Consider the following 26,578-nt stretch of genomic DNA (forward strand, 5'->3'; position numbering starts at 1 on the left):
CTTTATAAATTAGGTTTGATTGTTAAATTGATATTTTTAAGCTGTTCAAATACGTCTTTTTCTTTTGAAACAGGTAAAGTGTCAGCCATTTTCACCGCTCGTATTGCGGCTTCACAAACCAGTCTGTCTCCGCCGAGTGATTCAACATGGGTCACCAAGCCATTGAAAGCTAGTCGAATGTTAACACGACATTGCTTACCCTTCATTGTCTCATCAATCAGAAGATTAGCTTGAATACGCTGCATAATAAGGGCTTTATACTTATCTACTTCGCTCAACACTTGCTGCTGACGAATTTTAGCTCTTGCTGCTTGCTCTTTTGCTAGTTGCTCTCGTAACATTTGCTCTTCGAGTGCTTTTTGACGCTTGCGCTCTGCTTCTTCAGCTTTTCGCTTCTCTTCAGCTTCACGACGTTTGCGTGCTTCCTCTGCCTTTTTCAGCCTATCTTCTTCTGCTTTACGTTGCGCGGCAGCTTTTTTGGCTGCTTCCTCTGCGGCAGCTTTTTCTGCTCTGGCTTTATCGGCTTGCTCACGTTGCTTTTTCTCTATCTCTCTTGCACGCTTGGCCTGAGCTTCTGCACGACGCTTTTCTTCAAGCTTTGCTTGGCGCTCTTGCTCTAGCTTTTTAATACGGCGAGCTTCTGCTTCTCTGTCTTTTCTAGCTTGCTGTGCACGCTGCTCTAAATCACGAATACGCCGTTCCTCTGCGGCCTTTTTATCTGCCTCACGCTTTTTTAGATCCGAAATTTTCTTTTCGACAGCTTGCTGATCGACAGAAACAGCAGACACCACTCGCTCAGGTTGTTTGTCTTCCTGTTGCGGGTTTAGCGTCACTTCCATCACTGTCGGCGTATCCATATGAAAATTTGCAGTAGCAAGAAGCAACCCACCAATTGCACCATGAAGCAAGACTGACTTAACTACGCTGCTAGATAATGAACTCATTACTCATCCTCAAACGATTTCGTCATTAACCCAACAGAAGGCACTCCCGCCTTTTTCAAAAAGTCCATCAGATAAAGTACTTCTTGATAAGACACTTTTCCTGAGCCTTTTATCATTACTGGAGTATCGGGGTTTTGTTCGAGCTTAAGCTTAATAACTGCAGCAACTTCTACAGCATCCATTGGTGCTTCAGGATCAGTACCCACTGTAACAAAGTAGCGGCCTTCGGCATCAATCGTCGCAATAATAGGAGGCGAGTCCTTAGTTTCAACTAATTCAGATTCCTCCATTTGAGGAAGATCTACTTTTACGCCGTGCTGGATCAGCGGCGCTGTAGCCATAAAAATGATCAACAACACCAACATGACATCTATATAAGGAACGACGTTAATTTCCGCTACGGGACGGCGCTTCTTACGCTGATACATTTTGCTTAGCCTCTACTTGTGTTGCTGCTTGACGATAAAGAATATTGGCAAACTCTTCCATAAAGTTGATGTATTGGTTTTCTAACTTTTCAACATTTTTCGCAAAGCGGTTATAAGCCATCACAGCCGGAATTGCGGCAAATAAGCCCATTGCCGTTGCAATCAGCGCCTCAGCGATACCCGGAGCAACCATTTGCAGCGTGGCTTGTTTGACTTCGCCCAAGGCAATAAAAGCGTTCATAATTCCCCACACAGTACCAAACAAGCCAATATACGGGCTTATTGAACCGACTGTTGCAAGAAAAGAAAGGCTGGACTCTAGCTTTTCAACCTCTCGGGAAAGCGCAACTCGCATTGACCTGTGAGTGCCCTCCAGCACAATTGAAGGCGATTGGATATTGCCTTTTTTATGCTTTGCAAATTCTTTGAAGCCCGACACAAATAGCGCCTCTAACCCAGAAGCTGTTCCAGCTCTTGCGGTGATTTCATTATAGAGCTTACTTAGATCCATACCTGACCAAAACTTTTGCTCGAAATTCTTTGACTGGCTTTGGGCTTGCGAAATAATGGTTTTGCGCTGAAAGATAATTGCCCAAGAAGCAATTGATAGACCAACCAGAGTCAACATCACAAGTTGTACTAAAAAACTGGCTTTTAAAATTAAATCGACAAAATTTAGTCCCGATTCCACGTTATTATACTCCCAAAAGTGTTTCGGCGATGGTAGCCATTTATATTATTGAGCGCTTAGAGGCTGCATCTAGTGATAGACTAGAACTACTACCAAAAGGTTCAGCTAGTTTAACCACACTGTAAATACCTTACAATCTCAATACTGCGAATTCATTGTATTTGACGATAAATAACTCAAATCCTTACTGTCCTTCTATTTCATACTTTTTCTATGGTTTTAGCTCCCTGACCTACTGGTTGTAAATATGATTAAAAACTGCATAAAACACTGCTTTTATGCACAAATATAGAATAAAACCTCAAAAAACAGATTGGTCTTACCAGTTAACAACAAATTATCTAATATTCACACTTTGTATGAATATATAACAAACCTATATATTACAAACACTTAAAAAAATTAAACTCTGATCATACGGTTGAATTTCGTACTAATGAAAAACAGCAGGATTAGTTTTTTTAATCCGAAAAAAGAATTTTTCTAGTTTGATGAAAAGTCAAAACCTCTTTAATATACACCCTGTACTGAGCGAGCAGCTGAAGTTTCAGCAAGCACAGTTACTTGCAATAGGATTCTGATTTTTCGTATTGCTTAGATGGAACACTTTGCGGATAAAACCCAAAGTTGATCATCTGTTCCCTGGATTACTTCCTTCAACTTGTTGTTTTGCCCGCATTTATGTGCGGGCTTTTTTTTGCCAAAAATTCAGAGCTCAATTCTAATACCAATTATCTTAATTAAGTGATCTATTTTGAGGCGAGAAAACCTTGTTGATAACCCACTCATATGCCCTGCTATCATCAACGTACCAGCCAATCTAGGTAAGACAAAAGGTTTACGATTTAACCTGAGGTCTGGATAAGGAATGCTCCAACTCATTGTTGCTAAATCACAACTTAGTTTTTTCCTTATCTAGCCAGAGAGTTTTAGGGAAAACACCACTCCCGCGTCCTGCTCTCGCTAAAGTACCTACATCCTGTAGGCAAGGCGAATTTACGCACCAATAGCTAGCAGTTAGCGCTAAAACTGGATGCTAGAAAGGCATTAATTATCCGCAGCTCAGGTTATTTAGTTGTTTCACATAGCAAATTTTAATGTCGGTGGTATTAATCTTTCTCCGTCATATCGAGCTAGCATTAAAACAAATTTGGGTTAATCTATATTGCTGAATTAGATTAACCATGTCGTCATGAACCTTGCTTGAATTGTCAGGAAATGAATAGCCTGAGCTTACGCTTTGAAATGATAGGGGATTTGCGCGGCTATTCATGTTAGAGAGAAAACGGCCACGTAAAGTAATGCATAAATAACTTAGGGCTTGAATAAAGAATTACTGAGTGCAGGTTCGCTATTTGCGAGGGAATAACAGGTGAGAAACATCGCCGTTCCTTCACCTCATTATGTCAAGATATCTGCTTAGCCCAAAGCTAAATTACTCAGGCTTAGACAAATCAAAATGCAAATACGCTTTATCTGAAACAATACGCCCTCTTGGCGTACGTTGAATAAAACCTTGTTGGATCAAAAATGGTTCAATGACATCTTCGATGGTCTCTTTTTCTTCTCCGATTGCCGCCGCGAGGTTATCGAGCCCCACCGGGCCACCGGTAAACTTTTCAATGATTGCCAGCAGATATTTGCGATCCATATAATCAAATCCGCATTTATCAACATCAACCATATCCAGTGCTAAGTGGGCAATCTCTTCAGTGATAGAGCCATCCCCTTTTACTTCAGCAAAGTCTCTGACTCGACGCAATAAACGATTTGCGATCCGTGGTGTACCTCGCGCACGACGAGCAACTTCTGTCGCACCAGATTCGGTGATCTCTAGATTTAAGTGATACGCTGAGCGAGTAACAATCGAAGATAAGTCTGCAACCGAGTAAAACTCTAAACGCTGTACAATGCCAAAACGGTCTCTCAATGGTGAGGTCAAAGAACCAGCGCGTGTCGTAGCCCCTACTAGAGTAAAAGGCGGTAAATCCAGTTTAATTGAACGTGCAGCTGGACCTTCTCCTATCATGATGTCCAATTGGTAATCTTCCATCGCAGGATAAAGAATTTCTTCCACCTGAGGGCTTAAACGATGGATCTCATCAATAAATAACACATCACCTTCTTCAAGGTTAGTCAGTAACGCAGCAAGATCACCTGCCTTTTCAAGCACCGGCCCAGAGGTAGTTTTAATATTGACCTCAAGCTCGTTTGCAACAATGTTCGCAAGCGTCGTTTTCCCTAAACCTGGCGGGCCAAAAATCAGTAAGTGGTCTAACGCTTCTTGCCTTGAGCGCGCTGCTGCAATAAAGATTTCCATTTGCTTTTTAACATGCGGCTGACCGGTATAATCGTTTAGTAATTTAGGCCTAATCGCCCTATCTACTACGTCTTCATTACCTTGGATCTCAGGCTCAATTAATCTATCTGCTTCAATCATAGTTACATCATCGATTTAAGAGCATCTTTGATGATACTCTCTGTCGTCATGCCTTCTTTGTTCACGGCTTTTACCGCTTTTTGTGCTTGAACTTGTTTATACCCTAATGCCATTAATGCCGCAATCGCTTCATCTGACGGGGTGTCGCTTACCGTTGGGTTTTCTTGCGGAGCAAGTACAGCAGCATCACTAAATGGTGTGAGCAAGTCATTGCCAAAGTCTTTTAACTTGTCTTTCATCTCAAGTACTAAACGCTCAGCGGTCTTCTTACCAACACCTGGAATTTTAACCAAAGTTGTCGCATCACCTTGATTAACACAACTAACGAATTGCTCTGCCGACATGCCCGATAAAATCGCAAGCCCAAGTTTGGGTCCTACGCCATTTGCTTTAATTAAGGTTCTAAACAGCGCTCGTGCTATCTTACTATTAAAACCAAATAACAATTGTGCGTCTTCACGAACGACAAAATGGGTAAACACCGAGACTGCTTCTCCCACATTTGGTAGCTCGTAAAAGCAGGTCATTGGCATTTGCACTTCGTACCCAACACCTGCAACGTCGATTAGTATTTCTGGAGGCTGTTTTTCTAACAGTGTACCGCTTAACTTTCCAATCATAGTTATCTTAACCTTCCTCTTACTGTTTTACGTGCGGCTCCGGCCATCTTTATTAAATTTTGCCTTGAGTGGGCATGACAAATTGCTACAGCTAAGGCATCAGCGGCGTCAGCTTGAGGCGTGCCTGGCAGCTTTAGAATGCGCTTAACCATCTCTTGTACTTGGTTTTTATCTGCGCCACCTGTCCCTGCAACCGCTTGTTTAATTTGCCTTGCAGAATACTCGCTGACATTAACCGACTGCATTGTCGCTGCCACGATGGCCGCTCCTCGGGCTTGACCAAGCTTTAGCGCAGAGCTTGGGTTGTGTGCAACAAACACTTGTTCAATTGCAAAATCACTAGGCGAAAACTGCTCTATCAGTTGGGTGATCCCTTGATAGATCATTTTTAAGCGGATGGGGAATTCATGTTCACCCACTTTGATGCAGCCGCTTCCCAAATATTGGAACTTTGCGCCCTGGTGAGCAATCACGCCATATCCAGTAAATCGTGAACCCGGATCAATTCCTAAAATGACAGCCAAAAGCATTGTCTCTTTGTTTTTTGGTTATAATGCCAAAATACTGTATAGATTACCAGTTATAAGCTAGTACATAAGATCAAAAAAGGCGACCTTAGTCGCCTGTTTATATTTGTGCTGAAATGTTATTCGTCTGCATTTTGCTCGGCAAGCTGCTTTTCAACTGAAATAGCAAGCTCTTTAAGTGCATCTGGGTTGGCAGGGCTTGGCGCATCAGTCATCAAACATGATGCCTGAGTTGTTTTCGGGAATGCAATCACATCACGAATATTATCTGTGCCACACAGTAACATCACCAAACGATCAAGACCAAACGCAAGGCCGGCATGTGGTGGAGTACCATATTTTAGTGCATCCAATAAGAAGCCAAACTTCTCTTGCTGCTCAGCTTCTTCAATACCTAAAATTCTAAAGGCTGCCTGCTGCATTTCATTGTTGTGGATACGAACCGAACCGCCACCAACTTCATAGCCATTAAGTACCATATCATAAGCATCAGAAAGCGTACCTGCTGGGTTTGCTTCAAGCTCTGCCGCACTGACGCCTTTCGGTGCTGTAAATGGATGGTGCACAGCGTGTAAGTTACCTTCGTCGTCTTCTTCAAACATAGGGAAGTCAACAACCCAAAGTGGTGCCCACTTTGATAAGTCTGTAATTTCTAAATCAAGACCAATCTTAAGGCGTAGCGCGCCCATGGCTTCGTTTACAGTATTACGCTTGTCTGCGCCAAATAGAATAATGTCACCTGTGTTTGCGCCTGTGCGCTCAAGCAGTGCATTGATCACTTCTTCGTTCAAGAACTTAGCAATTGGCGACTGTACGCCTTCGATACCAGCATCACGGTCGTTCACTTTCATCCATGCTAAGCCTTTAGCGCCATAGATGCCTACAAATTTAGTGTACTCATCAATTTGCTTACGAGAAAGTTGTGCCCCACCAGGTACGGATAGCACAGCTACACGACCTTTTTCGTCATTTGCAGGGCCACTTAGTACTTTAAACTCAACATCTTTTACAATGTCAGCGACATCGATCAGTTCAAGTGGATTACGTAAATCTGGTTTATCTGAACCATATTTACTCATCGCTTCGCTGTAAGGCATCACTGGAAACTCGCCTAAGTCAACGTCTAAGAAAGATTGCCACATTTCGCGAACCATCTTCTCTGTAACGCCACGTACTTGGTCTGAACTCATGAATGACGTTTCGATATCGATCTGAGTGAATTCTGGCTGGCGGTCTGCACGCAAATCTTCGTCACGGAAACACTTAACGATTTGGTAGTAACGATCAAAACCAGACATCATCAACAACTGCTTAAATAGCTGCGGTGACTGAGGCAACGCGTAAAAGCTGCCTTTATGCACACGGCTAGGCACTAAGTAATCACGTGCGCCTTCAGGTGTTGCTTTTGTCAGTACTGGTGTTTCGATATCTAAAAATTCGTTTTCATCTAAGAAGCGACGAACGAAACTACTAGCTTTTGCACGCATTTTGATGCGGTCGCTCATTTCAAGACGACGTAGGTCTAAGTAGCGATATTTAAGACGACGCTCTTCAGAGTTTTGTTGGTTAAAATCAAGCGGTAAAGGCTCTGAACGATTGATGATCGTCAGACCCGTACCGAGTATTTCAACTTCACCTGTCGCCATGTCTTTATTCACTTGGCTTTCAGGACGCGCACGGACAACCCCTTTGATCTGAACACAGAACTCTTGGCGCAACGTATTCGCTTTATCCATTAAGCCTTCCACTTCTGGATCGAATACCACTTGCACAAGTCCTTCTCTGTCTCTTAAGTCAACAAAGATTAGGCCGCCAAGGTCACGACGTTTATTGATCCAACCACATAGTTCAACTTCCTGATCTACATGGCTCTTATTTAGTTTTCCGCAGTATATAGAGCGCATAAAATTCCTGTCAGTCCAGTTTGCTCTTACGACTAATCATTTCTCACCACACAATATGAATTCACACTATTGGTAAGGCAGTCGCTAAGACTCGTTTTCAATAACCGACAATTATATAAAAATACGCTGCATTGTCATCCTCAATCTAAGATCTGATACACTATTGGCACATTTAATTGGTATTTTATTTGATATGTTGTATCTGGGTTGTCCACAATGGAGCAGCACACATTGGAAGGGTCGCGTTTTTAGCACGCACTGCAATGCCACAAATATGCTCAAAGAGTATGGTCAAGTGTTTAATAGTGTTGAAGGGAATACTACTTTTTATGCCGATCCTAACCCACAAACAGTACTAAAATGGCTTGAGCAAGTACCTGATGATTTTCGTTTTACGTTTAAGATCCCAAAGCGATTTAGTCACGAAATGGCACTTAGCCACTGCCAAGATGAATTACTTGCTTGGTGTAATACAATGGCACCACTATTTCCTAAAATCGGTATGTTAATGCTGCAATTACCCGCGCAGTTTTCGCCAGAGCAGATAAATAAAATACGACAATTTTTGTCTTGGCTACCCAAATCGCTAACTGTTGGTGTTGAAGTACGGCATTGGGATTTTTATCGCAAGGGCGATGCTGAGCGCAGATACAACCAATATTTAATTGAAAATAATTACAACCGAATCGTAATGGATACTCGCGCACTCTTTAGCGAGCCTGCCAGTACCCCTGCGATTATAGATGCACAGCAAAAAAAGCCACGATTACCTGTGCACGCAATTGCCACAGGGAACAACCCAGTCCTGCGCTTTGTTGGCTGCTCCAAACTTGAGTCAAATCGAGAGTTTTACCAACCTTGGTTAGTAAAGCTTACTCAGTGGCTCAACGAAGGTAAATCACCTTATGTATTTTTTCATACCGCTGATAATTTTGATGCACCATTTTTAGCAAGACAATTTATCGCTGACTTGAATATGCAGCACCAAGTAAGCAATCCATTCCCCGCTGAAAAAGAAGCAAAGCAAGAGGCGCTGTTTTAATGCCCCATCCCTATTTTTTACACTACTCTGAAGAAGTTCAAGCTCAAGTAACTCAACTAATTGAGCACAAGAAATTAGGTACTTTTTTCAAAAGCCGTTACCCAGAACCACATCAAATAAAAAACGATAAGTTGCTTTACGAATATGTCGAAGGGTTAAGACAACAGTACTTAAAAAATACTCCAAGGGTTTCGCAAGCTAAATTTGAGAAACGCCACAACATGGTAGTTAATACCTTAGGAACACATACTTTTAAAACCACACGACACGGTCACAAACACAAAACTTCACACCAAATACACATAGCGGCTCAGCTAAAGTACTCACCTGAAGCGATATTGCGGGCGCTAGTTGTTCACGAGCTAGCACACTTTAAAGAGAAGGATCACAACAAAGCATTTTATAAGCTTTGCCAGCACATGGAACCAAGCTACCATCAGCTCGAGCTAGAATTACGGCTGTTTATATTAATGTGTGAAACTGAAGGTAACACCAATTACATTTAACTAAACTGCAATTGGTGCATTTATAAGCTCGATAAGTGCTGAGGATAGCTAGCGTTTACAGCTTGGAGTAAAGCCACTAGCTCTGGCCTTATTCGCGGTTGCCTTAGCAGTGACCATATTTGCCTCAAGCTGCTTTATGCGGTTTTCTGGCGCGGGGTGTGTAGACATAAACTCTGGTGGGCGCTGCTCACTCATTTTGGCCATGTTTTGCCAAAGCGCAACAGAACCTTCTGGGTTAAAACCGGCCTTAGCCATCAAGTCCAGACCTATAACATCTGCCTCACTCTCATGTGAGCGACTAAACGGTAACGCAACACCATATTGCGCCCCCAAGCCCAACCCCTGTAAAATCGCATTTCGGTATTCGACGTTATTCATTTCAAGCACAGCGGCACCTGCTTGAAGCCCTAATTGCAAAATACTGCTTTGAGACACTCGCTCATTTGCGTGTTCTGCAATAACGTGACCGACCTCGTGACCCATCACCGCCGCCAATTGATCTTGGTTTTCAGCTACATTTAGAATGCCAGTATGTACGCCAATTTTGCCCCCAGGCAGCGCAAATGCGTTCGCAGAGTCATCCTCAAATACCACCACTTCCCATTGCTGATTTGCATAGTGCGTTGGCAGTTGCGCTATTAAAGCATTTGCAATACACTTGACGTAGCGATTAGTATTTGCGCTCAGGTCAACCTTTTGCTCCTGTTTCATCTGCTCAAAGCTTGCAACACCCATTTGGTCCATTTGTTGTTCTGAGTATAGTGCTAACTGAGTACGTCCAGTAGGCGATGTTTTACAGCCAACCAGCGTTGCTGCAACCGCGATCGCGAGAACCAGTTTTTTCATAACTTGTTCCTTTTCTTATTTTACAACCAAAGTGTTCTAAGTTTACCGCAATTTCGTCACTTAACGAGACTAACTTAGTACAATATAAAAAATTTTTCATGAACAACGGCTTATCAGAACAGCATTTTTAATCGTACTGCTTTAGCGTGTACGGCTTCTTCATCATTTTAAGTTCATCTGATGAGTATATTTTTATTAGAGCAATAAGGTAACAATACCAACATATGAAGTCATCAACACTCCCTGCAATTCTATTACCGTTATTGGCTAGTATTGTTGCAATTACACCCTTGGCTATCGACCTTTATCTCCCTGCGATGCTTGCGATTGCTGATAGCTTGAATAGCCCGCTTGAGCAAGTACAAGTCTCTCTCAGTAGCTACTTGGCAGGCTATGCAGTCGGCATGATGGTATTTGGTCCACTTGCTGACAAGTTTTCTAGGCACACCTTGGCAATATTCGGATTGGCTGGATTTACCGCAGCGTCTGTCGGGCTCGCATTAACCAATGACATCGATATGTTTTGCCTCTTACGTGTCGTTCAAGCATTTTGTGGTGCTGCTGCAACGGTGGTTGTGCCGGGTGTAATACGATACTACTACAAAGAGCACACCGCCAAGGGAATGTCCTATGTCTCGATGATTATGATGATCGCACCACTTGTTGCTCCGTCTTTGGGTGCTGTGATTTTGCTGTACTTTGATTGGCATGCTATTTTTTGGTTTTTAGCACTATATGCAGTTTTGGTAGTTGTTGTCTTACAGTTTTTTTGTATTGCAATTCCAACCAAAGCTGGCGTACCGCTTAGCTTGTCATTTTTCCTGAAAAACTATCGTATAGTTCTGACAGAAAAAAAGGCACGCTACGACATTCTGTCTTCGATGTTGGCCTCATTCGCATTCTTTTGTTTTTTAACTTCAGTTTCATTTATTTACCTTGAATACTACGGTATCACAGAGCAATTGTTCGGTGTGCTATTTGCTATGAATGTAATCGCCCTTATGTTGGGTAACTTCGCGAATACGCGCTTAGTTCCAAGATTAGGCTCAAGAAAAATGCTCAATATAGGCCTGACAATTGGCGTTATCTTTTCCACACTTTTGGTCATATTGAGTAGTCAGTCAGTGTCAGTATGGGTGCTAGCCTCTGCAATAGCACCATTGATGATGAGTCTTGGCATTATTGCCAGTAATGCTGATGCGTTAATACTATTGCAATTTGAACATCAAACAGGCACGGCAACGGCTGTAATTGGAACGCTGAGGTTTGGTAGCGGCGCGTTGGTCGGCCCGCTCCTTGCACTAGCGACTCCTGAGTCACCTTTACCGTTTTCTAGCTTTATGTTTGCAGCTATTGTATTGATCATCGTCTGCCAATTGCTCACTCGACGTTTTGAAAAACGGCTCAAGCGTGAAAACGTCGCCGAATAAAAAGAAAAGCCCCGTCACTATTCGGGGCTTCTTTTAAAGTTATACCAATTTTCTTAATTAATTGGTCGATTTTGAGGCGAGAAAACCTTGTCGATGACACCGCTTCAGCGTCCTGTTAGCGTCAGATTTACTCCTTCAAAGCGAGCAAGTATTAAGTCTAATTGGTATTAGTTCAGTTCCTTATCTTTCCAGAATTTGGTACCTTTTACTGTTGCTTGTAAGGCCAAGCCGCTTTGTGTAAAGGTATACACAGTGACATCGCCATAATACGCCTCGCCTTCTACCGAACGCCCCTTGTTAGCAGCTTTTGCCGCAGCATCTGCGTTGCCACCAAAGGTCCACCCAGAAGTCACAAACTTATCCATTGCCGCTTTGCTATGAAAAACCATGGCTATACGATAGTCCTTAACGCCCACTCCGAGACCTACGCCCCCTTCGGCCATGTTCATATAAGTATTTTGTCCAGCAGTGTTATCATGTACAACACCATAACCCGTTCCAGCTGATACAAATAACAAATTGACATTGGCATTGGAAAAAACCGCGTATCCCGGTGCTGCGGCTATCTGGGCGCGTGTATCTGGCTTTGTACTGTAGAGTTGAGTCAGTACTTCATTTTTCATATCCAAGATTGCGCGTTGCTTTTGTGCTGTGTCACCATCTCCCATAGACGCACAGGCACTGAGCAACATAGCAAAGCAGCCCATCATCACAGATTTAACGTTGATCATCACTTTTTCCTTCCGGTAGTATTTTTCGTTCTACCTTCTATCATAGTCAATCAGTTTGAATGCGGGATTAATACTATATTGTCTGGATAGCTTGTGATGATGAGCAAGTATTATTGTAGGTATGACTCGAGGCGAGTTAATCCTTCAATAAAGCTTTGCTTGCCGATGCCTAAACGAAAATGACATTCACTGTTCATCACAAATAAGTTTGCAGGCAGCAGTAGCGTGCTTGTCGCTTCTGCAAATTGCCGAGACCAGCTCTTAGCATCTTTAACTGAGTGAATTTGTAGTAACGAGAGCACACCACCTTGGGGAGCTACCCAGCTCACTTTGTGCGAATGTTGACGAACAAATTCACACATTGCCGCTTCGTTGCGAGCCATTATTTTGGCATTTTCTTTTAAGATAATGTCGCTATGATTTAATGCGGTTGAAGCCAGCATATCGTCTACTTGACTGCCACAAATGCTCAAGTAGCTTTTACCTGCCAACAGGAGATCGGCAAGCGCTTTGTTACCACATATTGCCCAACCAACCCGAACTCCTGGTAACCCTAAGCTTTTAGATAACACACCCAAGGTAATTGACTTTGCGTAATCAGCGAAGCGACCGCTTGCAATACGTGCATCATCTGCACGTTGTGCTGATACCTCATCACTTAAGATATAAGCATCAAAGTGCTGTGCAAGCCTTTTAATTTCCTCCACATCCTTATCAGACAAGGTAGCGCCAGTGGGGTTATGGGGCGCATTGATGATAATCAATTTGGTTTTAGCGTTTGCCTCACGCTTAAGTCGCTCGATATCAAATTGCCACTGGTTATTAGCTTGTAAAGGGATGGATTTAACTACGGCGTCAAATTGAGTGGGTAATTTTGCCAGTGATGGATAACTTGGCGTAAAGACCAATACTTCATCTTGCGGACTTAGCAGTTGCGCCATCACCGTAAAGATAGCCTCCTGCGCGCCACTAAATGTGACTATCTGCTCTTGGCTTAACACTACCTGTGGTTGCAAATGATAGGCTTTAATCGCAGCCCGCAGCATGTCGCTGCCCGCCATTGGGCTATAACTAAGCTCACGCTCAAACCAAGCTTCACCTGCCAATTCTACAAGCGTGTTAAGTGCCACGCCTTGGGCACAAGAATCGCTTAAATTAATATCAACAGGCGCTGTAAGACTTTGACCAAACTTGATGTGTTCGGGTAATACTAGTTCCATTATTCAACCTAATAAGTAACATACCAGCACAGCGGCTGGTATGTTTTATTGACGTACTTTGCCATTTAAGCTCGGCACTAGACAGCGAATGGCAGACTCAAAGCCAGCCTAGCGCTAATTATTTCAGTCGCCATAACGTCAGCTGGCAACGCTCTAGCTCCACTTTGCGAGCATTTTTAGCAAAGGCAGACATGACTTCATCTTGCGCAACTAACTCAAAATCTCGGCCTAGCAAAATCTCTAAGCCATCACGCCCTGTGACATTTTCGCCACTCACCTTATAACCGCCAAGCCAATTTTCTGATTCAGTCAACGATTTGTCCCACTGATAGGCTGAGCTGATAGCCAAAATACCACCTGAATTTAAACGCGATTTAATTTGATTTAAAAAGGTTTTAGGTGAGTATAAGTATTCCACTAAGCGATGACACAAAATCAAATCATAATCTGCAAATTGTGGCTTAAGGTTGTGGCCATCTCCCTGACAAAAATGAATACGCTCGCTCAGTTCGTTAAAGCCTAGCTGCTTTGTAGACACCTCATGAAAGTCAACTATTTCACCCTCAATTTCTGTGGCAAAGCGCACTGGCGTCCCGTCTTTTAATGCTAACGCATGCTGGATATTACGAGCTGTGAAATCAATACCATCTACTTGACTAAAATATTGAGCAAGCTCAAAACTCGCACGGCCAACAGAACACCCAAGATCAAGTGCTTTATTTGTTTGACCTTGATAGTGTTTCATTAAGTGCGACACAACGCTTTGCAACGGGTTGTCAAAATTCATAACCGGTTTACCGTAGTGGCTTAGTAAGTCATTGGCTACATCCACGTCCATTTCGCATAAGTTCACTTTTTGCACCGGTACGTCTGGACTGTCACTTTCAATGTATCTAAATCCTGCATGCTGGAAGAAGTGCCGTCTAAACGCATAGCGAGAATCACGAACCGCTTCGTTACCCGTTGAGATCCACGAACCACCTTTGATCAAATTGTGTTTACCGTCAAAAGTGGGAGTCGAAAAGTCATCATACAAAGGGTGCACTTTGAAACCGGTAAACGCATCAATCGGACTTTCAGTCCATTGCCAGACATTACCAATAATGTCGAATAAACCTGCCGTTTCAAAACGGTTAACTGGGCAACTTGAAGCACTCACTTCAAGGTTGATATTGCCAGGCGCTTCGCTCCATGTAGGCAGATCGGTATCTAACTTGTCACGAAGTACCTGCCACTCAGCTTCTGTTGGCAAACGTATATGAGCTTCGTTTTGAGCTGATTTCCAATTACAAAATGCTTTGGCTTCAAGATAATTTACCTCTACCGGCCAATTGAGCGGAAGCGGGATCTCTTGTGCCAAGTTACGCTGCCAATAGCTCCCTTCTTTTGAAAGCCAAAAACGTGGCATTGTTGATTTTGTTGACGCCAACCACTTTTTGCCCTCGTCAGTCCAAAACTCTGGGCTTTTGTAACCACCGGCTTCAACAAATGCTAAAAACTCTTGATTCGAAACCAAGTATTTACTGGCTTTGAAAGGCGCGACGTTAACGTCTTGTACGCCATATTCGTTGTCCCACCCGTACGTTTGGTTTGACTCAGGCTTGCCTAGGCGAATATCGGTTCCCGCCACAGGAACCAAAGCATTTTCCGGCGCATCGCCATGCTCGTCACACGCACTCCAACCGGGCTGGAGTGTTAAATCAGCTAGCGGTAACATGCGGATTATTACAGAAGAAGTTTCAAGGTGAATACGCTCATGTTCAATTCCCATTAAAATCACCCAAGCAAGGCTGTCTTGTGTGATAGGTAAACTGATATCCATTGAATCGATAAGTGTATTAATCAACGTATTAACCTGCTGCCGATAAGCTCTCACTTCATCAACACTTGGCCAATCATAGTTATTACTATCAAGGTCGTCCCAAGACATTTCATCTACACCAACAGCACAAGTAGACTCAATATGCGGATTAAGGCGCTGATTTATGTATTTTCCTAACATCAATTTATTGATGTAAAAACAAGCTGTGTGACCAAAATAAAAAATTAGTGGGTGCCTTAACCTTTCCGCTTTTACAAAGTACGCGTCGTCATTGTTGATATTGCTAAATAAGGATTCGTATTGTTGCCAGCTATTGTTGAAGTACGCCTTAATTTGTGCGCGCTTCTTCGCCACATCATCACCCGAAAGCCAGATCGGCTTTAATGTATTTGGTCTTTCCATAAAATAATCTTCTTTAAACTTGCTAACCAGGTACACACAATGTCGCTGCATGCAGCTCTTAATCTTTTACCGATAACCTCTCACCGCACAGTGTCGCTAATACATAGCACACCCATATAGTTTGGATTTTCGCTATGTTGTACGCCAGCTACACAGCACTCAGCGATGGTTAAGCTCGATGAATGAGGTCTATACGTACGTCCATGAAGCTTAGACCACACAAATAAACTTTTTATGACCTTAACTTATTCACATTTAATTTTCACTGCCGACGGGCTTATTTTTATAAAAAAATTAACACAACCGCACTTGTGCCCAACAGCTCCCCTAGAAAGTAAAAAAGTGGCCGTCTAAACCACTTCTTTACAACATCCAAACGATGAATCGCTGTCACACCTTACTGTTCATTTTGACGGTGATCGAAGGTGAGATAAGCAATAATGAGCATATTTGCAATAAACCACAGATCTTTGATCACAAACTGCCCAAGTCCCGTCAGTAAGCTCGTGTCACTCAATGCCCCCATCGCTGTAAATAGAAAGGTCTGTGTCATCACAAACACCGCGATACAACCAAGCCAAGCGACGATAAGCAGTGGCCGATAATTAAACCAAATACCAATTCCCAACAGTATCGCCATCAAGAGGTCGTATATACCGATTACATTTGAAGCTTCTTGAACGGTAAATAACTCATACATCCAAGACATAAAAGGTGAAGTTTCAACTAAGGGAACAATGGCTTTGGCTTCAAGCTCAAGGAACTTCATTCCACCAATCCAAAATAATACCAAAGCGACTGGGAAATAGTTCCACCAAATTAACGTCTTTTTACTCAGCTGATGGCGACAATAAAGAAAAAGAGCAATAGGTAAGAGAGCAAAATATTTTATGACTCCCTGCCCTGAGCCAATAACTGGGAACCCACCATGTGCAGCTATCCAACGATTATCAGCAAACAAAGTGACTAAAGTGAACAAGCACACAACTGCTATCGCGGCCAGTGGCAGAGGCGCTGCGATGCTCTTGCTTTGGTGCAACACCACAAAACCACTAGTTACCATTAATACAACGCCAGATAACATCCCTAGGTTAGATATAGGCATGACATCGGTGAGACCATAAAAATCAAATGCACTCGATACCGAATTGGCACCAGCACCAAATAAAAATGAAATACCAAGCAACACTAAGCTCACCACCAATAAGCTTGCAACGGAATAATCAACTGTTTTGGAATACATATCCAACCTCTTCATCTGCTATTGCATACTAGACCTTAGATATAAAAAAGTTCATTCACTTTTTTATATAGATGATGGCTATACCGCGCTTGAATTGAGCTGTGCACCGATATAAATCAAAAGGTTCTTACTCAAAGTCGAACACTTTATTAAGCAAGTCGGTATAATACTGAACATCATTATTCTCGCAATGAATAGGTACGCATTTGAAGTTAGGAAAACGTTTACAAGCTCTGCACGATATTGTCGATAAAGACTATCAACATATTTGGGATTGCTGCTGCGACCATGGTCAATTAGGTGCACAGTTTTTGCTCTCGAGTGAAGCACATATCCACTTCGTAGATGTAGTGCCTGAACTCATTGACAAAGTAAAAAGCAACTTACAGCGTTTTTTTGACACTCAAGTCTCACGCTATAGCCTATACGCTCTCGATGTTGCCAAGCTACCACTCGCCCAACATCACGGTAGGCAATTGGTTATTATCGCAGGCGTTGGTGGCGATTTAACGGCTAACTTGATGCGGGATATTTGTGCCAATTACGATAATCATGTTGATTTTTTACTCTGTCCAGTGCACCACCAATATACACTGAGAAACACGCTACAAACCCTAAACTTAAATGTGGTAGAAGAGCGCCTTGTGGAAGAGAATAACCGGATCTACGAAGTGCTTTACCTGAGCACGTATAAAACGGGCAGCATGATTACTACTCTAGGTGATGCAATTTGGCAGCAAGGGGAACTATCAGCACGCTATTTAGCAAAAGTCCAAACTCACTATACCCGCGTCGCAAAAGGTAAACCTGAAGCGCAGGCTGTTTTAGCGGCGTACCAGAAAGTTAAAATATAACGGCTAACGCACTTAACCACACTAATTGAGCACCGTAACTGAGGCGCTGATACAAGCCTACGCCGCGCTTTAGCTTGTAGGCTTTTGCCAACTTGAAGCTAAAACCAATGCACATCAGTACACACGCCGTAGAAAACCACGCAAAGCCTTTTTCAAGCAGGGTTACAAACCACACCAACAATGGTGCAATAAGTAAACTTAGCAACATGACAACCCCAGCCCATGAATGAATATTACATGCCTGACTTGGAGTTGTTGTATATGGATCAGCGTCCATCGGAAAAACCCCCGCTACCGCTGTTGCTATACCGTGGCACATAATTAATACGCCGATGCTGTCAAGTGCCCAATTGCCCTGTGGATGTGAGATCACATAAAAACCAAAACCGCAAAATATCAAAGCTAGTGGATAATTATTAACTCTTGGTGATAAGTCCTGTGTTGGACTACCACAGGCCCCTAGTTCACTACAAAATTGATTAACAATGACTATAATCAGGGTAACGCTTGGCAGCTAGGTATACACCAGCAAAAAACCATACGCTTGCTACCACACCTAAGTAGCTCATCCATTCTTGATACACTTTATCTATCCCTGCAACATAACATCTCGCGTCATCCATTCTGTACTAAGTGTAAGAACAAACAATCTTCTTATATTTAAGATTAATACGAATTTATACCAATTTGCTTAATTAAGTGGTCTATTTTGAGGCGAGAAAATCTTGTCGATAACTAGGCAAAAATTTTGCTATTTAGTTGTTCTAAATGAGAAATTTTTAACGCTGTTAGCGTCAGATTTACTCCTTCAAATTGAGCAAGTATTAAGTCAAATTGGTATTACTGAACGTATTTTCCACTTTTCAAGGATAGCCTGCTGTTGGCCATTTTGACGAAGCTCTGCCAACGAGTCTTGCAAACGTTTTGCTAAGTCATCTGGAAACTTTGCATTTACAGCAAGCGCCAGCTCACTTGGAAACTGCGCTAAGATAAGCTTATGCTCAATCGCTGAAGGATCCAACTTTAAGGCGCTCAGCTCTTTTTCTAACGTTAGGGTATTCGTTAAGACGAAATCAATTCGCCCTTTAAACAAAAGGTTCCACAGGCTTTCATAATTCGATACTAGTACTAATTCATACCCTTCAGTAAAACCATGTTGTTTAAGAAATGTCTCGCTATAATAGCCCCGAATTGTGCCAGTTCGGTAGCGTTTCGCGGCATCCAGGTTTTGGATAAGTGTCGGTGACTTTTTTAGTCCTATGAGCGAGGCAGACGCATGGCACATAGTCCCCAAAAATCTAAAGTGCATCTCACGAGTGGGGGTTTTTAACCAAGATAACAGCGCTACATTTGACTGACTTTCAAATTGATGACGCACTCTAGCCATCGGCATTATTTCTATTTCAGCAATTAAATTCGCCTGTGCTGCAAGTGCTTGAGCAAGGACAACTAAACCACCATCCGCTTTACCTTCAGCGTTAATAAAATGATAAGGAGGCAAATCTTCCGCCACAAAACGAACCACAGCACGATTCTGTGCTATACATTGAGCCGAAACAAACAGCGCGATAAGCAATAATGCGACCCGAGTCATTTTATCTCTATAAGCTGAATAATCATATCATCAGTGTGCCTGTATTCACCTTGTAATTCAATTTAGAGTGAACCCTAACATTGCTCATCCAACCAGCATAAAACATAACACCTTCACACTGTCCCTTTTTAACATCAGCGACTACTCACAACTTGCGCTTTTTACTGCAGCCACTCCCTGCCAATCTTCTAGATCTTGATTTGGCTTTTCGGCACGAAACCGCCCATATAGTTCAATCCCCTGCTGATCTTCGAGAATATCCACCTGCACGCCTTTACTTTCTAATAATGGCTCATTGCCTGATGCGTTAGTAATATCTCCAACTACCACACGTTGGAAGCCACGCATATAGAGTAAAGTAGCACACACATCACAAGGACTGAGGCTGGTAAACAAGGTTGTTTTGCTAAAGTCCATACGGCCTGCATCTCTAATCGCTGAGGTTTCACCATGATTGTAGGGGTGGCTCTCTTGCACCAGGGTGTTGTGTCCTTTACCAACAATTTGATTCGTATTGTTGTCAACAATCACAGCGCCAATTGGACATCCCCCCTCATCATAGCTTTTTTGTGCGAGTAACACGGCTATACGCATAAAATCACTATCTTTAAACTTACGAGCAAACTCATCATTGATTAATACCCCAAGACTTTGAGTTGGCATATGTGCAATTGCGTTAAGTACTGCTTGCGTGATAGTTGAGTTCGCATTAAGTAATGGTGTCATCTGTATTTTTTCCTTGTAATTTTAGCCATATCCTAACGCGGTAATTTGGCTCAATTATGGAGGACATAGTCACATAACTTATCTAACCAGGGTCTTACCTGCGCCAGTGGCCAACCACAATTTATACGAAGATGATCTTGGTATAAATCTCGACTAGTAAAAGCGCTACCAGGGCGTATTTCCACACCGAGTGTTGCCATATATACGACCAGTTGCTCACAATCAATATTAGGCAATTTTAACCAAAGCGCCATTCCGCCTCGTGGCGATGAAATTTTGCACGTACTCGGTAAATGTAACTTCAGATAGTCTCGATACGCGTGGCATTGTGATGCAAGCACTCGATTGAGCTCTCTCAAGTGACGTTGATAATGTCCGGTTTCGATAAAACGTGACACCGCTAATTGTAAGCAAGGATTCGGGATCCCATGGAATGCTTGTAACACTCTACTTACTTGATTTTTGTAACGCCCAGCTTCACACCACCCTACCTGCAAACCCGGTGCTAAAGTTTTCGATACCGAGCTGCACCAGATCACATAACCGTCTTTGTCCCACGCCTTGATAGGCAATGGCATTGTATGGTTGTGACTAAGCTCACCAAACACGTCATCTTCTATAATGACAAGCTGATTGTCACTGGCAAACTGTGCCAACCATTTCTTCTGTGTAATAGATAGATTATGCCCAGTTGGGTTTTGATGATTTGCGGTGATCAAGCACGCAGAGACAGGCAGCTCCTTCACCACACGCTCAAGCTCTGCTAGATCTAGTCCCTCAGGGGTCGACGGAATTTCAATCACGTTGAGTCCCAACGCACCGAGTAATTGCAACAAACCTTGATAGCAAGGAGATGATACCACCACACAATCCCCCGCCACCGTTACCGCTTTGAGCGCAGCCATGACAGCTTGAATACAACCACTGGTCACGACAAGTTGTTCTGATTTTATTGCCAGGCCTTTTTGCTTAAAATGGTTTTCTATACTGTCTTTTAATGCCGTAAGCCCTTTTGCATTTGGGTAATGAAAGTGGTGAAGTTGCGGTGAGTCAAAAGCCTGTTTCACGAATTTGGTGAGCCGCTGAGTTGGCATAAATTCCGGAGTTACCTGTGCGGTAGACAGCATCGTATTTAGGGTGAGAGAAGCATTGTCATCTATACGTTTGGGTGGCTTGATTTCACTATTAAATTGAGCAAAATCAATATGATTACTTGTGTAACTCGGTTTGCATATATAGAACCCAGACTTGGCCTGCGCGACCAAAAAACCTTTATCCTGTAACTCTTCATACGTTCGTATGGCGGTACTCATACTCACCTTATGTTGACTTGCAAACGTGCGAAGTGAAGTCATTTTTTCTCCCTGCTGACGCACACCATTGTTGATGTCAGTAATCACCTGCTCACTCAAAGCGATAAACTTTCTCGCCATCTGTACCCCTTAACTTTCACCTTTTTGTATCTGTACCTTATTTTTGCGTAAGTTACACTGAAATTCCAGTAACCGTTTCACACAAAGGATACACATGAAAGCAGCATTAAACGCATGGCATGAATTGCCGCAGTTACTCTCTGCATTTTCTGAACTCGCCACTGCATTTATTGAATCAAGTAAAAATCGCCCCGTCGCAGGACAAAATATTGCGCCGCCTGAGCTCTGCCTGAGTGACTCCGGCATGACAATTGAACAACTTGTTAAACAATTTAGTGAGCACATAGTCCCGAACCTAAGTGTCAGTACAGGACCGCGATATTGGGGATTTGTTACAGGTGGAGCAACCCCAATTGCCACTTTTGCCGATTGGTTGGTCTCGACCTATGACCAAAATGTGTCTAAAGGTGATGGCTCAATTGCAACGAATATTGAAAGGCAAACCATTCGCTGGTTAACCGAGTTATTTGAGCTACCCTCAAGTTTTGATGGCCTTTTTACCACAGGAGCAACTGCTGCCAATTATTTAGGGGCAGTTGTCGCTAGGCAATTTGCAGGCCACCAGCAAGGTATTAATGTCGCAGAAGATGGTGTGTTTGGTTTAGATGTTGCCGTCTTTTGCGCAACTCCACATGCCAGCATGTTGAAAGCGTTAGGCCTTGCAGGACTTGGGCGCAATCAACTTATTCGTATAAAAACCCAGCCAAATAATGAAGCCACCGACATCCGCGCACTAGAATTAGCATTAGACAACAGTCAAGCTAAAAGCAAGATTGTGATCGCCAGTGCCGCTACCGTGACAGGAACGGATTTTGATGACTTAATACAAATCCGCGCCTTATGCGACAAACATCAAGCTTGGCTCCACGTCGATGCCGCCTTTGGTATTTTTGAGCGAATTATCAATGGCGCAAATGGACGCACTAAAGGGATTGAGCTGGCAGACAGCATTACCCTTGATGCCCATAAGTGGCTCAATGTCCCATACGACTGCGGTGTGTTTTTAACTCGCCATCTTGACTATTTAGTTGCCAGCTGTGACGTGCCAGCACCTTATTTAGTCACCTCAAAGTGTGAGCCTGATTTCTTTTCAATGGGAGTCGAGAACTCGCGTCGCTTTAGAGCACTGCCGGTGTGGATGTCGTTACTTGCTTACGGTAAACAGGGAATTCGCCAATGGGTGGGTAAGAATATCGACCAAGCCCAGCAACTTGCTGACTGGTTTGCATGCTCACCTGACTATGAATTGGTGTACTACGGCAAGCTCAACGTGGTGTTATTCAAACCTAAGGGTCAAGACGATAGCGCCACCAAACGATTACTCCAAGCAATTAACGCAGATGGCCGCATTTTTGTCAGCCCGGGTAGCTGGCAAGGGCAAAAGGTGATCCGCGCAGCCTTGAGCAATTGGCAAACTGAGCAAGTTGATTTAGATATAGCAAAAAGCGCCTTAACTGAGATAATCAAAGCACTTTAATACCAATTTTTTCGGGTTATTTAACCTGAAGTTTGGATAAGGAATGGGCTAACTCTCGTTTTTTTGCTCAGATTATTTAGAGATGCTCTGTGCTAATGTGCGGCTATACTCTTCAAAATCAGCGTTGGCTAGATCTCCAAGCCCTGCCACACCGTGAGCAATAAACTGAGGTGGGACAAACAAGTAAGTACGTTTTTTAAATTTCCAGTGGCGTACAATGTGCTTTGCTTGATGCCTTGTTTCATCTAGCCCAACCAATGAAAACAAATCCTGCCAGTCACTTTGCGTGTCAGAGGGTGTGTCTGCAACACTTTGTGGCTCAATGCTCAACAAAATAGCCGACGTTTGCGGCACCCCCATTAATAATTCACCGATAAAAAAAATGCTGCCGCTGCGGCATAATTTTTTCTGCTCTTCAGACATGGAAGATTGCTCTGCCGCCCTTGTGCTTTGGTACTGCATGCCATTAAACATCGACTTCGCAAAGGGTAATTGTTTTTCAGAAAACTCTCGATTCAAAATATGCTGGAACAAAGCTTTACCAAGAGAGTTTCCCACACCATCATGGCTGAAGGTTCCTTCTTCCACGTTTGTCTCTATAAATAAACCGGATCCGGCCAAGATATTTTTTACCGCTTGATAGTTAAATATCGAAAATGGTTTCCCAGTCACTGGATTTATAGTTGATGTGACCGCCTTTGTCATGGCAGCAAAAAACACACTAATATCAACAAACGCACTCTTTAAGTCGACGTCAAAGCTTTGAATGCTATCTGCCGTTGCGCACAACATAATGTTACCCGTTTCATTAAACACATAATGTTTAGTGATTGGCGTGTAAATTGGTTGCTGTGTTGCCTGTATCGGCGGCGCTGTTTTACTAAACCATTTTGAGAACATTGCTTTCTCCCAAAATTAGTTGTTCTTTTTAGCCGCGTTGTCCACAGGAGCGCTTTTTGAAGGCGGCGCAATCACGCTACGCATAGACTCAATCAGATTATTAAATTCAGGATCTGACATTGCTTCATTCAACGACGCCGCCTGTTTCACAAAAGCGGGGGGCACAAATAAATAGACTGACTTGCAGAGCGTCAATTGTATTTCTGTATGACCGCCTTTTAAACAGGGACCCGCTTGCCAAATAGATTTAACATCACTTGCATCCGCAGAGATAATAATTGGTGAAATAGAAATAGCGCCAAGCAAATATTCACACACAAAAATAATGGTGCCGACCTTTTTGTCCTGACTATCTGAGTTTGCACTAATACTGACCGAGGCCTGCCCCATACCCGCTATCATATCCATCAACGACTTACCGATAGAGGCAAGGTTACCACTAAGCCCCAATAAGGTTTGGATAAGTTGACCCGATAAAGTTACACCGCTTTGCTTGCTTTCAAACTCGATATTGCTCTCTGTCACTTTGACAAACAGCCCCGAGCTTGACACCAATTTATTCAGCGCATCATAGTCATACAAGCTAGTTCCTGCCTGCGCCATGGCTTTAGTGAGTGCGGCAAAAAACACACTCACCTCACCAAAGGCACTTTCAGCCTCTTGTGGCAACACACTGCCACCTGCTGTGCTATTGAGCGTGCTTGCGATAAATAAATTACCGGTAGCATTGACGGCAAACTGCTTGGTAGCAGGTACTTCATTGGTATTTGTTGTGGTTAAGGCTGCCGCTCTTATTTGTGCATTACTTAGTACAGTACCGGGTTGCGAGTTTGGCATAATCGTTCCTTAGAGCATGATTTGGCTGATGTTATTTTTATATTGTGTTTGAGAGCAGTCAGCTTTGTCAAAAAGCTGACAACATCAATAGGTCTTAGTGTAGCTGTATTTCAAGCGCTATGATATTTTTAATATTACTTATCACTCGTGCAATTTTGTAGCGTTACATGGCCGTTAACGCGCGTCAATATTGGTAGCAAAAATACGTCCAAACGCGCCATGCACCATTATCAGGCAAAAGATCAACATACTTAAGTTGAGCGCCAAAAACCAAATGCCAACTAATAATACAGGGTGGATAAAAATGATAAACCACCACGCTGCTCGACCCAGCTGATAAAAGCTATTACTGCTATTTTTTGTACACCCAGTAAAACGACTTTCCAATGGAAAAGTGTCCAAGCCAATGATGTGACAATCAACAGTGTCACTAATACATTGAGTAATATTCCCCCTAACATCCTAAACTCCTTATCGGATCTGCGCCAATACAAGCTGACCTGCAACAACAGATGGATTTATACCATATTTCAGGTACAAAAAAGCAAGCTCAGTTGAATAAAATTCAACCTCTTCACCACTCAAAAACCAACACAAAGCAGTTACAGTAATAGGCGAATAATTTCACAAGGAATACAACATGTTTAAAACCTTAATGACTGTCGCTGCGATTGCATCCCTAAATCTCGCAGTTGCCTCATCGCTCAGCGCAACACACCACGCTATTCACTATGAAGGGCGTGTTAATAAAAACTATGAAAATGGGCATGTCAGTTTTAACTGGCCAGGCACACAGCTTCACACAAAGTTGACCGGCCGGGCTTTTCATATTGCACTAAAGGGTTTCGGCGACCAATTTGACGTATTGATCAATGGAGAGTTCTCGAAAAAATTACTGACGGATCCCAGTGGCGCTACTCAAACTTTTACGCTTTTTGAAAGTACCACAGAAGAAACCGTTATCATTAAGTTGGTCAAACGCTGGGAAAACTATTCAAATAATGCACAAATCGTGAGTGTCGACGTAGAAGGAAGATTAACACCAATACAAACGGCTAAGCCTCACATTTTGTTTATTGGCGATTCAATTAGCGCTGGATTTGGTAGTGAATCTACCCAAAGGCAATGTGAATGGAGTGAAATTGTCGACTTAAGTAATGCGCGCCACGCATTTCCCTATATAAGTGCTCAGCAGTTGAATGCAAGTTTCACCCAAGTTTCATATTCTGGCCTAGGTTTGATCCGAAATTGGGGAGGCAACCAGCCTCATCATACGCTGACACACTACTATGATAAAATGTCTGCTGTATTTACTGATAACAGCAGCTTTGAAGATAAATTTCCTCAACTCATTGTAATTGAAGTGGGTACTAATGACTTTAGTACCGATCCAATCCCTAACGAGCCATGGGAGAATATCTCAGAGGTTAAAACACAATGGGTGGACACTATGGTTGCATTTACTAAACAGTTACGAGCCCGCTACCCTGCTGTGCCCATTATTTATATGCCACGCCCTGCCTACCCGTATAACTTTATTATTCCAGCAACGAATGAGGCAATAGCAAGACTCAAGCAGCAAAATATGTCTATGTTGTTTAGTCACGTCTTTGATACCCCTTTAGAGGGTTGTATTTGGCATCCAACCGCCACAGAGCATCAAAACATAGCTGATGACCTTACCACCTTTATTAAACAAATGCGGTTAATGTAGTTAAAAAGGTACTGTTCATTTGGTTAATACTGAATGTTCAGCGACAAAATCAGGGGATACTAATCAAGGTGTATTTTAACTGATTGTTGACGTTGCACCGAAACACTAGGGGCAGTGACGGACCCTGTAACAGATTCTGTGTAACTGCCACTTAGTTAATATGTCTTTCGAGGCGTTCCTCGAACTCGATGATAAATCGACTCATCGCCTGACGCCAGTTTTGAATGGGCATTGTCCATTTTTTACT

The 26,578-nt window shown here is 42.9% G+C and carries 24 protein-coding genes and 1 pseudogene; 6 read left to right on the forward strand and 19 right to left on the reverse strand.

Features of this window, described 5'->3' with window-relative positions; all coding sequences use genetic code 11:
• Positions 1-2: 2 nt before the first annotated feature.
• The 7 genes from tolA to aspS form a co-directional block, all read right to left on the reverse strand.
• Positions 3-944, reverse strand: coding sequence for a cell envelope integrity protein TolA (gene tolA, locus F9Y84_RS08890; protein ID WP_147390544.1), 942 nt, complete (start codon positions 942-944; stop codon positions 3-5).
• Positions 944-1,372 carry a protein TolR gene (gene tolR / locus F9Y84_RS08895; protein WP_099643373.1) on the reverse strand — a complete coding sequence of 143 codons (429 nt, stop codon included), beginning with the start codon at positions 1,370-1,372 and terminating at the stop codon, positions 944-946. The genes tolA and tolR overlap by 1 nt, the downstream gene beginning before the upstream one ends.
• Entirely contained in the window at positions 1,359-2,063 is a 705-nt protein-coding gene (gene tolQ, locus F9Y84_RS08900; RefSeq protein ID WP_125254384.1) for a protein TolQ, read from the reverse strand. The genes tolR and tolQ overlap by 14 nt, the downstream gene beginning before the upstream one ends.
• 1,435 nt (positions 2,064-3,498) lie before the next feature.
• Complete coding sequence (gene ruvB, locus F9Y84_RS08905) at positions 3,499-4,503, reverse strand: Holliday junction branch migration DNA helicase RuvB (protein WP_125254372.1); 1,005 nt, start codon at positions 4,501-4,503, stop codon at positions 3,499-3,501.
• A 2-nt stretch (positions 4,504-4,505) separates the two neighbouring features.
• Complete coding sequence (gene ruvA / locus F9Y84_RS08910) at positions 4,506-5,123, reverse strand: Holliday junction branch migration protein RuvA (protein WP_125254373.1); 618 nt, start codon at positions 5,121-5,123, stop codon at positions 4,506-4,508.
• Between the two features lie 2 nt (positions 5,124-5,125).
• A complete protein-coding gene (ruvC, locus tag F9Y84_RS08915; protein ID WP_125254374.1) occupies positions 5,126-5,647 on the reverse strand; it encodes a crossover junction endodeoxyribonuclease RuvC in 522 nt (173 codons plus the stop codon).
• A 122-nt stretch (positions 5,648-5,769) separates the two neighbouring features.
• A complete protein-coding gene (gene aspS, locus F9Y84_RS08920) occupies positions 5,770-7,554 on the reverse strand; it encodes an aspartate--tRNA ligase (RefSeq protein WP_128731819.1) in 1,785 nt (594 codons plus the stop codon).
• Between the two features lie 193 nt (positions 7,555-7,747).
• Between aspS and F9Y84_RS08925 the strand changes: the two genes are divergently transcribed.
• Positions 7,748-8,596, forward strand: coding sequence for a DUF72 domain-containing protein (locus F9Y84_RS08925; protein ID WP_176032737.1), 849 nt, complete (start codon positions 7,748-7,750; stop codon positions 8,594-8,596).
• Positions 8,596-9,102, forward strand: a complete 507-nt coding sequence (locus F9Y84_RS08930; RefSeq protein WP_147390545.1) for a M48 metallopeptidase family protein — start codon at positions 8,596-8,598, stop codon at positions 9,100-9,102. The genes F9Y84_RS08925 and F9Y84_RS08930 overlap by 1 nt, the downstream gene beginning before the upstream one ends.
• A gap of 48 nt (positions 9,103-9,150) precedes the next feature.
• Here the strand turns inward: F9Y84_RS08930 and F9Y84_RS08935 are convergent, their stop codons facing one another.
• Positions 9,151-9,948 carry a M48 family metallopeptidase gene (locus F9Y84_RS08935; RefSeq protein ID WP_128731822.1) on the reverse strand — a complete coding sequence of 266 codons (798 nt, stop codon included), beginning with the start codon at positions 9,946-9,948 and terminating at the stop codon, positions 9,151-9,153.
• Between the two features lie 224 nt (positions 9,949-10,172).
• On the opposite strand from F9Y84_RS08935, the gene F9Y84_RS08940 reads away from it, so the two are divergent.
• Positions 10,173-11,378 carry a Bcr/CflA family multidrug efflux MFS transporter gene (locus F9Y84_RS08940; RefSeq protein ID WP_147390546.1) on the forward strand — a complete coding sequence of 402 codons (1,206 nt, stop codon included), beginning with the start codon at positions 10,173-10,175 and terminating at the stop codon, positions 11,376-11,378.
• 167 nt (positions 11,379-11,545) lie between these two features.
• Here the strand turns inward: F9Y84_RS08940 and F9Y84_RS08945 are convergent, their stop codons facing one another.
• From F9Y84_RS08945 to F9Y84_RS08960, 4 genes are all read right to left on the reverse strand, one after another.
• Positions 11,546-12,109, reverse strand: a complete 564-nt coding sequence (locus F9Y84_RS08945) for a lipid-binding SYLF domain-containing protein (protein WP_147390547.1) — start codon at positions 12,107-12,109, stop codon at positions 11,546-11,548.
• 110 nt (positions 12,110-12,219) lie between these two features.
• Complete coding sequence (locus F9Y84_RS08950) at positions 12,220-13,329, reverse strand: aminotransferase class I/II-fold pyridoxal phosphate-dependent enzyme (protein ID WP_147390548.1); 1,110 nt, start codon at positions 13,327-13,329, stop codon at positions 12,220-12,222.
• A 118-nt stretch (positions 13,330-13,447) separates the two neighbouring features.
• Complete coding sequence (ovoA, locus tag F9Y84_RS08955) at positions 13,448-15,553, reverse strand: 5-histidylcysteine sulfoxide synthase (RefSeq protein ID WP_147390549.1); 2,106 nt, start codon at positions 15,551-15,553, stop codon at positions 13,448-13,450.
• 397 nt (positions 15,554-15,950) lie between these two features.
• On the reverse strand, positions 15,951-16,796 hold the full coding sequence (locus F9Y84_RS08960; protein ID WP_128732004.1) for a DUF417 family protein: 846 nt from the start codon (positions 16,794-16,796) through the stop codon (positions 15,951-15,953).
• Positions 16,797-17,002: 206 nt separating this feature from the next.
• Between F9Y84_RS08960 and F9Y84_RS08965 the strand changes: the two genes are divergently transcribed.
• Positions 17,003-17,650: a tRNA (adenine(22)-N(1))-methyltransferase TrmK gene (locus F9Y84_RS08965; RefSeq protein WP_147390550.1), complete on the forward strand. Its 648-nt coding sequence runs from the start codon at positions 17,003-17,005 to the stop codon at positions 17,648-17,650.
• Here the strand turns inward: F9Y84_RS08965 and F9Y84_RS08970 are convergent.
• From F9Y84_RS08970 to F9Y84_RS08985, 4 genes and pseudogenes are all read right to left on the reverse strand, one after another.
• Positions 17,640-18,234, reverse strand: a pseudogene (locus F9Y84_RS08970) (DUF998 domain-containing protein). The gene F9Y84_RS08965 and the pseudogene F9Y84_RS08970 overlap by 11 nt on opposite strands.
• Positions 18,235-18,479: 245 nt before the next feature.
• Entirely contained in the window at positions 18,480-19,244 is a 765-nt protein-coding gene (locus F9Y84_RS08975) for a substrate-binding periplasmic protein (RefSeq protein WP_211091580.1), read from the reverse strand.
• 141 nt (positions 19,245-19,385) lie between these two features.
• Positions 19,386-19,970: a nucleoside deaminase gene (locus tag F9Y84_RS08980; RefSeq protein ID WP_147391236.1), complete on the reverse strand. Its 585-nt coding sequence runs from the start codon at positions 19,968-19,970 to the stop codon at positions 19,386-19,388.
• Between the two features lie 50 nt (positions 19,971-20,020).
• Positions 20,021-21,403 (reverse strand): aminotransferase-like domain-containing protein, encoded by a 1,383-nt coding sequence (locus F9Y84_RS08985; protein ID WP_147391237.1) that lies wholly within the window; start codon positions 21,401-21,403, stop codon positions 20,021-20,023.
• A 94-nt stretch (positions 21,404-21,497) separates the two neighbouring features.
• Here F9Y84_RS08985 and F9Y84_RS08990 point away from each other — a divergent pair, with 94 nt between their 5' ends.
• Positions 21,498-22,880, forward strand: a complete 1,383-nt coding sequence (locus F9Y84_RS08990; protein WP_147391238.1) for a pyridoxal phosphate-dependent decarboxylase family protein — start codon at positions 21,498-21,500, stop codon at positions 22,878-22,880.
• Positions 22,881-22,952: 72 nt separating this feature from the next.
• On the opposite strand, the gene F9Y84_RS08995 is transcribed toward F9Y84_RS08990, so the two are convergent.
• The 3 genes from F9Y84_RS08995 to F9Y84_RS09005 all read right to left on the reverse strand — a co-directional run bounded on the left by F9Y84_RS08995 (position 22,953) and on the right by F9Y84_RS09005 (position 25,078).
• Entirely contained in the window at positions 22,953-23,780 is an 828-nt protein-coding gene (locus F9Y84_RS08995; protein ID WP_147391239.1) for a hypothetical protein, read from the reverse strand.
• Between the two features lie 15 nt (positions 23,781-23,795).
• Entirely contained in the window at positions 23,796-24,617 is an 822-nt protein-coding gene (locus F9Y84_RS09000) for a hypothetical protein (RefSeq protein WP_147391240.1), read from the reverse strand.
• Between the two features lie 281 nt (positions 24,618-24,898).
• Positions 24,899-25,078, reverse strand: coding sequence for a hypothetical protein (locus F9Y84_RS09005; RefSeq protein ID WP_128731997.1), 180 nt, complete (start codon positions 25,076-25,078; stop codon positions 24,899-24,901).
• 179 nt (positions 25,079-25,257) lie between these two features.
• Here F9Y84_RS09005 and F9Y84_RS09010 point away from each other — a divergent pair, with 179 nt between their 5' ends.
• Positions 25,258-26,331: an SGNH/GDSL hydrolase family protein gene (locus tag F9Y84_RS09010; protein ID WP_147391241.1), complete on the forward strand. Its 1,074-nt coding sequence runs from the start codon at positions 25,258-25,260 to the stop codon at positions 26,329-26,331.
• Positions 26,332-26,578: the final 247 nt, after the last annotated feature.

Source organism: Pseudoalteromonas peptidolytica (assembly GCF_012641745.1).
GTDB lineage: Bacteria > Pseudomonadota > Gammaproteobacteria > Enterobacterales > Alteromonadaceae > Pseudoalteromonas > Pseudoalteromonas peptidolytica.

Excerpts from the sequence above, each read along its gene's own strand:
- F9Y84_RS08985 (WP_147391237.1), bottom strand. The coding sequence starts at position 21,403 with ATGGCGAGAAAGTTTATCGCTTTGAGTGAGCAGGTGATTACTGACATC.
- tolR (WP_099643373.1), bottom strand. The coding sequence starts at position 1,372 with ATGTATCAGCGTAAGAAGCGCCGTCCCGTAGCGGAAATTAACGTCGTT.
- F9Y84_RS09005 (WP_128731997.1), bottom strand. The coding sequence starts at position 25,078 with ATGTTAGGGGGAATATTACTCAATGTATTAGTGACACTGTTGATTGTC.
- tolA (WP_147390544.1), bottom strand. The coding sequence starts at position 944 with ATGAGTTCATTATCTAGCAGCGTAGTTAAGTCAGTCTTGCTTCATGGT.
- F9Y84_RS08930 (WP_147390545.1), top strand. The coding sequence starts at position 8,596 with ATGCCCCATCCCTATTTTTTACACTACTCTGAAGAAGTTCAAGCTCAA.
- F9Y84_RS08990 (WP_147391238.1), top strand. The coding sequence starts at position 21,498 with ATGAAAGCAGCATTAAACGCATGGCATGAATTGCCGCAGTTACTCTCT.
- F9Y84_RS08940 (WP_147390546.1), top strand. The coding sequence starts at position 10,173 with ATGAAGTCATCAACACTCCCTGCAATTCTATTACCGTTATTGGCTAGT.
- F9Y84_RS08995 (WP_147391239.1), bottom strand. The coding sequence starts at position 23,780 with ATGTTCTCAAAATGGTTTAGTAAAACAGCGCCGCCGATACAGGCAACA.
- F9Y84_RS08975 (WP_211091580.1), bottom strand. The coding sequence starts at position 19,244 with ATGACTCGGGTCGCATTATTGCTTATCGCGCTGTTTGTTTCGGCTCAA.
- aspS (WP_128731819.1), bottom strand. The coding sequence starts at position 7,554 with ATGCGCTCTATATACTGCGGAAAACTAAATAAGAGCCATGTAGATCAG.
- F9Y84_RS09010 (WP_147391241.1), top strand. The coding sequence starts at position 25,258 with ATGTTTAAAACCTTAATGACTGTCGCTGCGATTGCATCCCTAAATCTC.
- F9Y84_RS09000 (WP_147391240.1), bottom strand. The coding sequence starts at position 24,617 with ATGCCAAACTCGCAACCCGGTACTGTACTAAGTAATGCACAAATAAGA.
- F9Y84_RS08960 (WP_128732004.1), bottom strand. The coding sequence starts at position 16,796 with ATGTATTCCAAAACAGTTGATTATTCCGTTGCAAGCTTATTGGTGGTG.
- F9Y84_RS08980 (WP_147391236.1), bottom strand. The coding sequence starts at position 19,970 with ATGACACCATTACTTAATGCGAACTCAACTATCACGCAAGCAGTACTT.
- F9Y84_RS08935 (WP_128731822.1), bottom strand. The coding sequence starts at position 9,948 with ATGAAAAAACTGGTTCTCGCGATCGCGGTTGCAGCAACGCTGGTTGGC.
- ovoA (WP_147390549.1), bottom strand. The coding sequence starts at position 15,553 with ATGGAAAGACCAAATACATTAAAGCCGATCTGGCTTTCGGGTGATGAT.
- F9Y84_RS08925 (WP_176032737.1), top strand. The coding sequence starts at position 7,748 with ATGTTGTATCTGGGTTGTCCACAATGGAGCAGCACACATTGGAAGGGT.
- F9Y84_RS08945 (WP_147390547.1), bottom strand. The coding sequence starts at position 12,109 with ATGATCAACGTTAAATCTGTGATGATGGGCTGCTTTGCTATGTTGCTC.
- F9Y84_RS08950 (WP_147390548.1), bottom strand. The coding sequence starts at position 13,329 with ATGGAACTAGTATTACCCGAACACATCAAGTTTGGTCAAAGTCTTACA.
- ruvB (WP_125254372.1), bottom strand. The coding sequence starts at position 4,503 with ATGATTGAAGCAGATAGATTAATTGAGCCTGAGATCCAAGGTAATGAA.
- ruvA (WP_125254373.1), bottom strand. The coding sequence starts at position 5,123 with ATGATTGGAAAGTTAAGCGGTACACTGTTAGAAAAACAGCCTCCAGAA.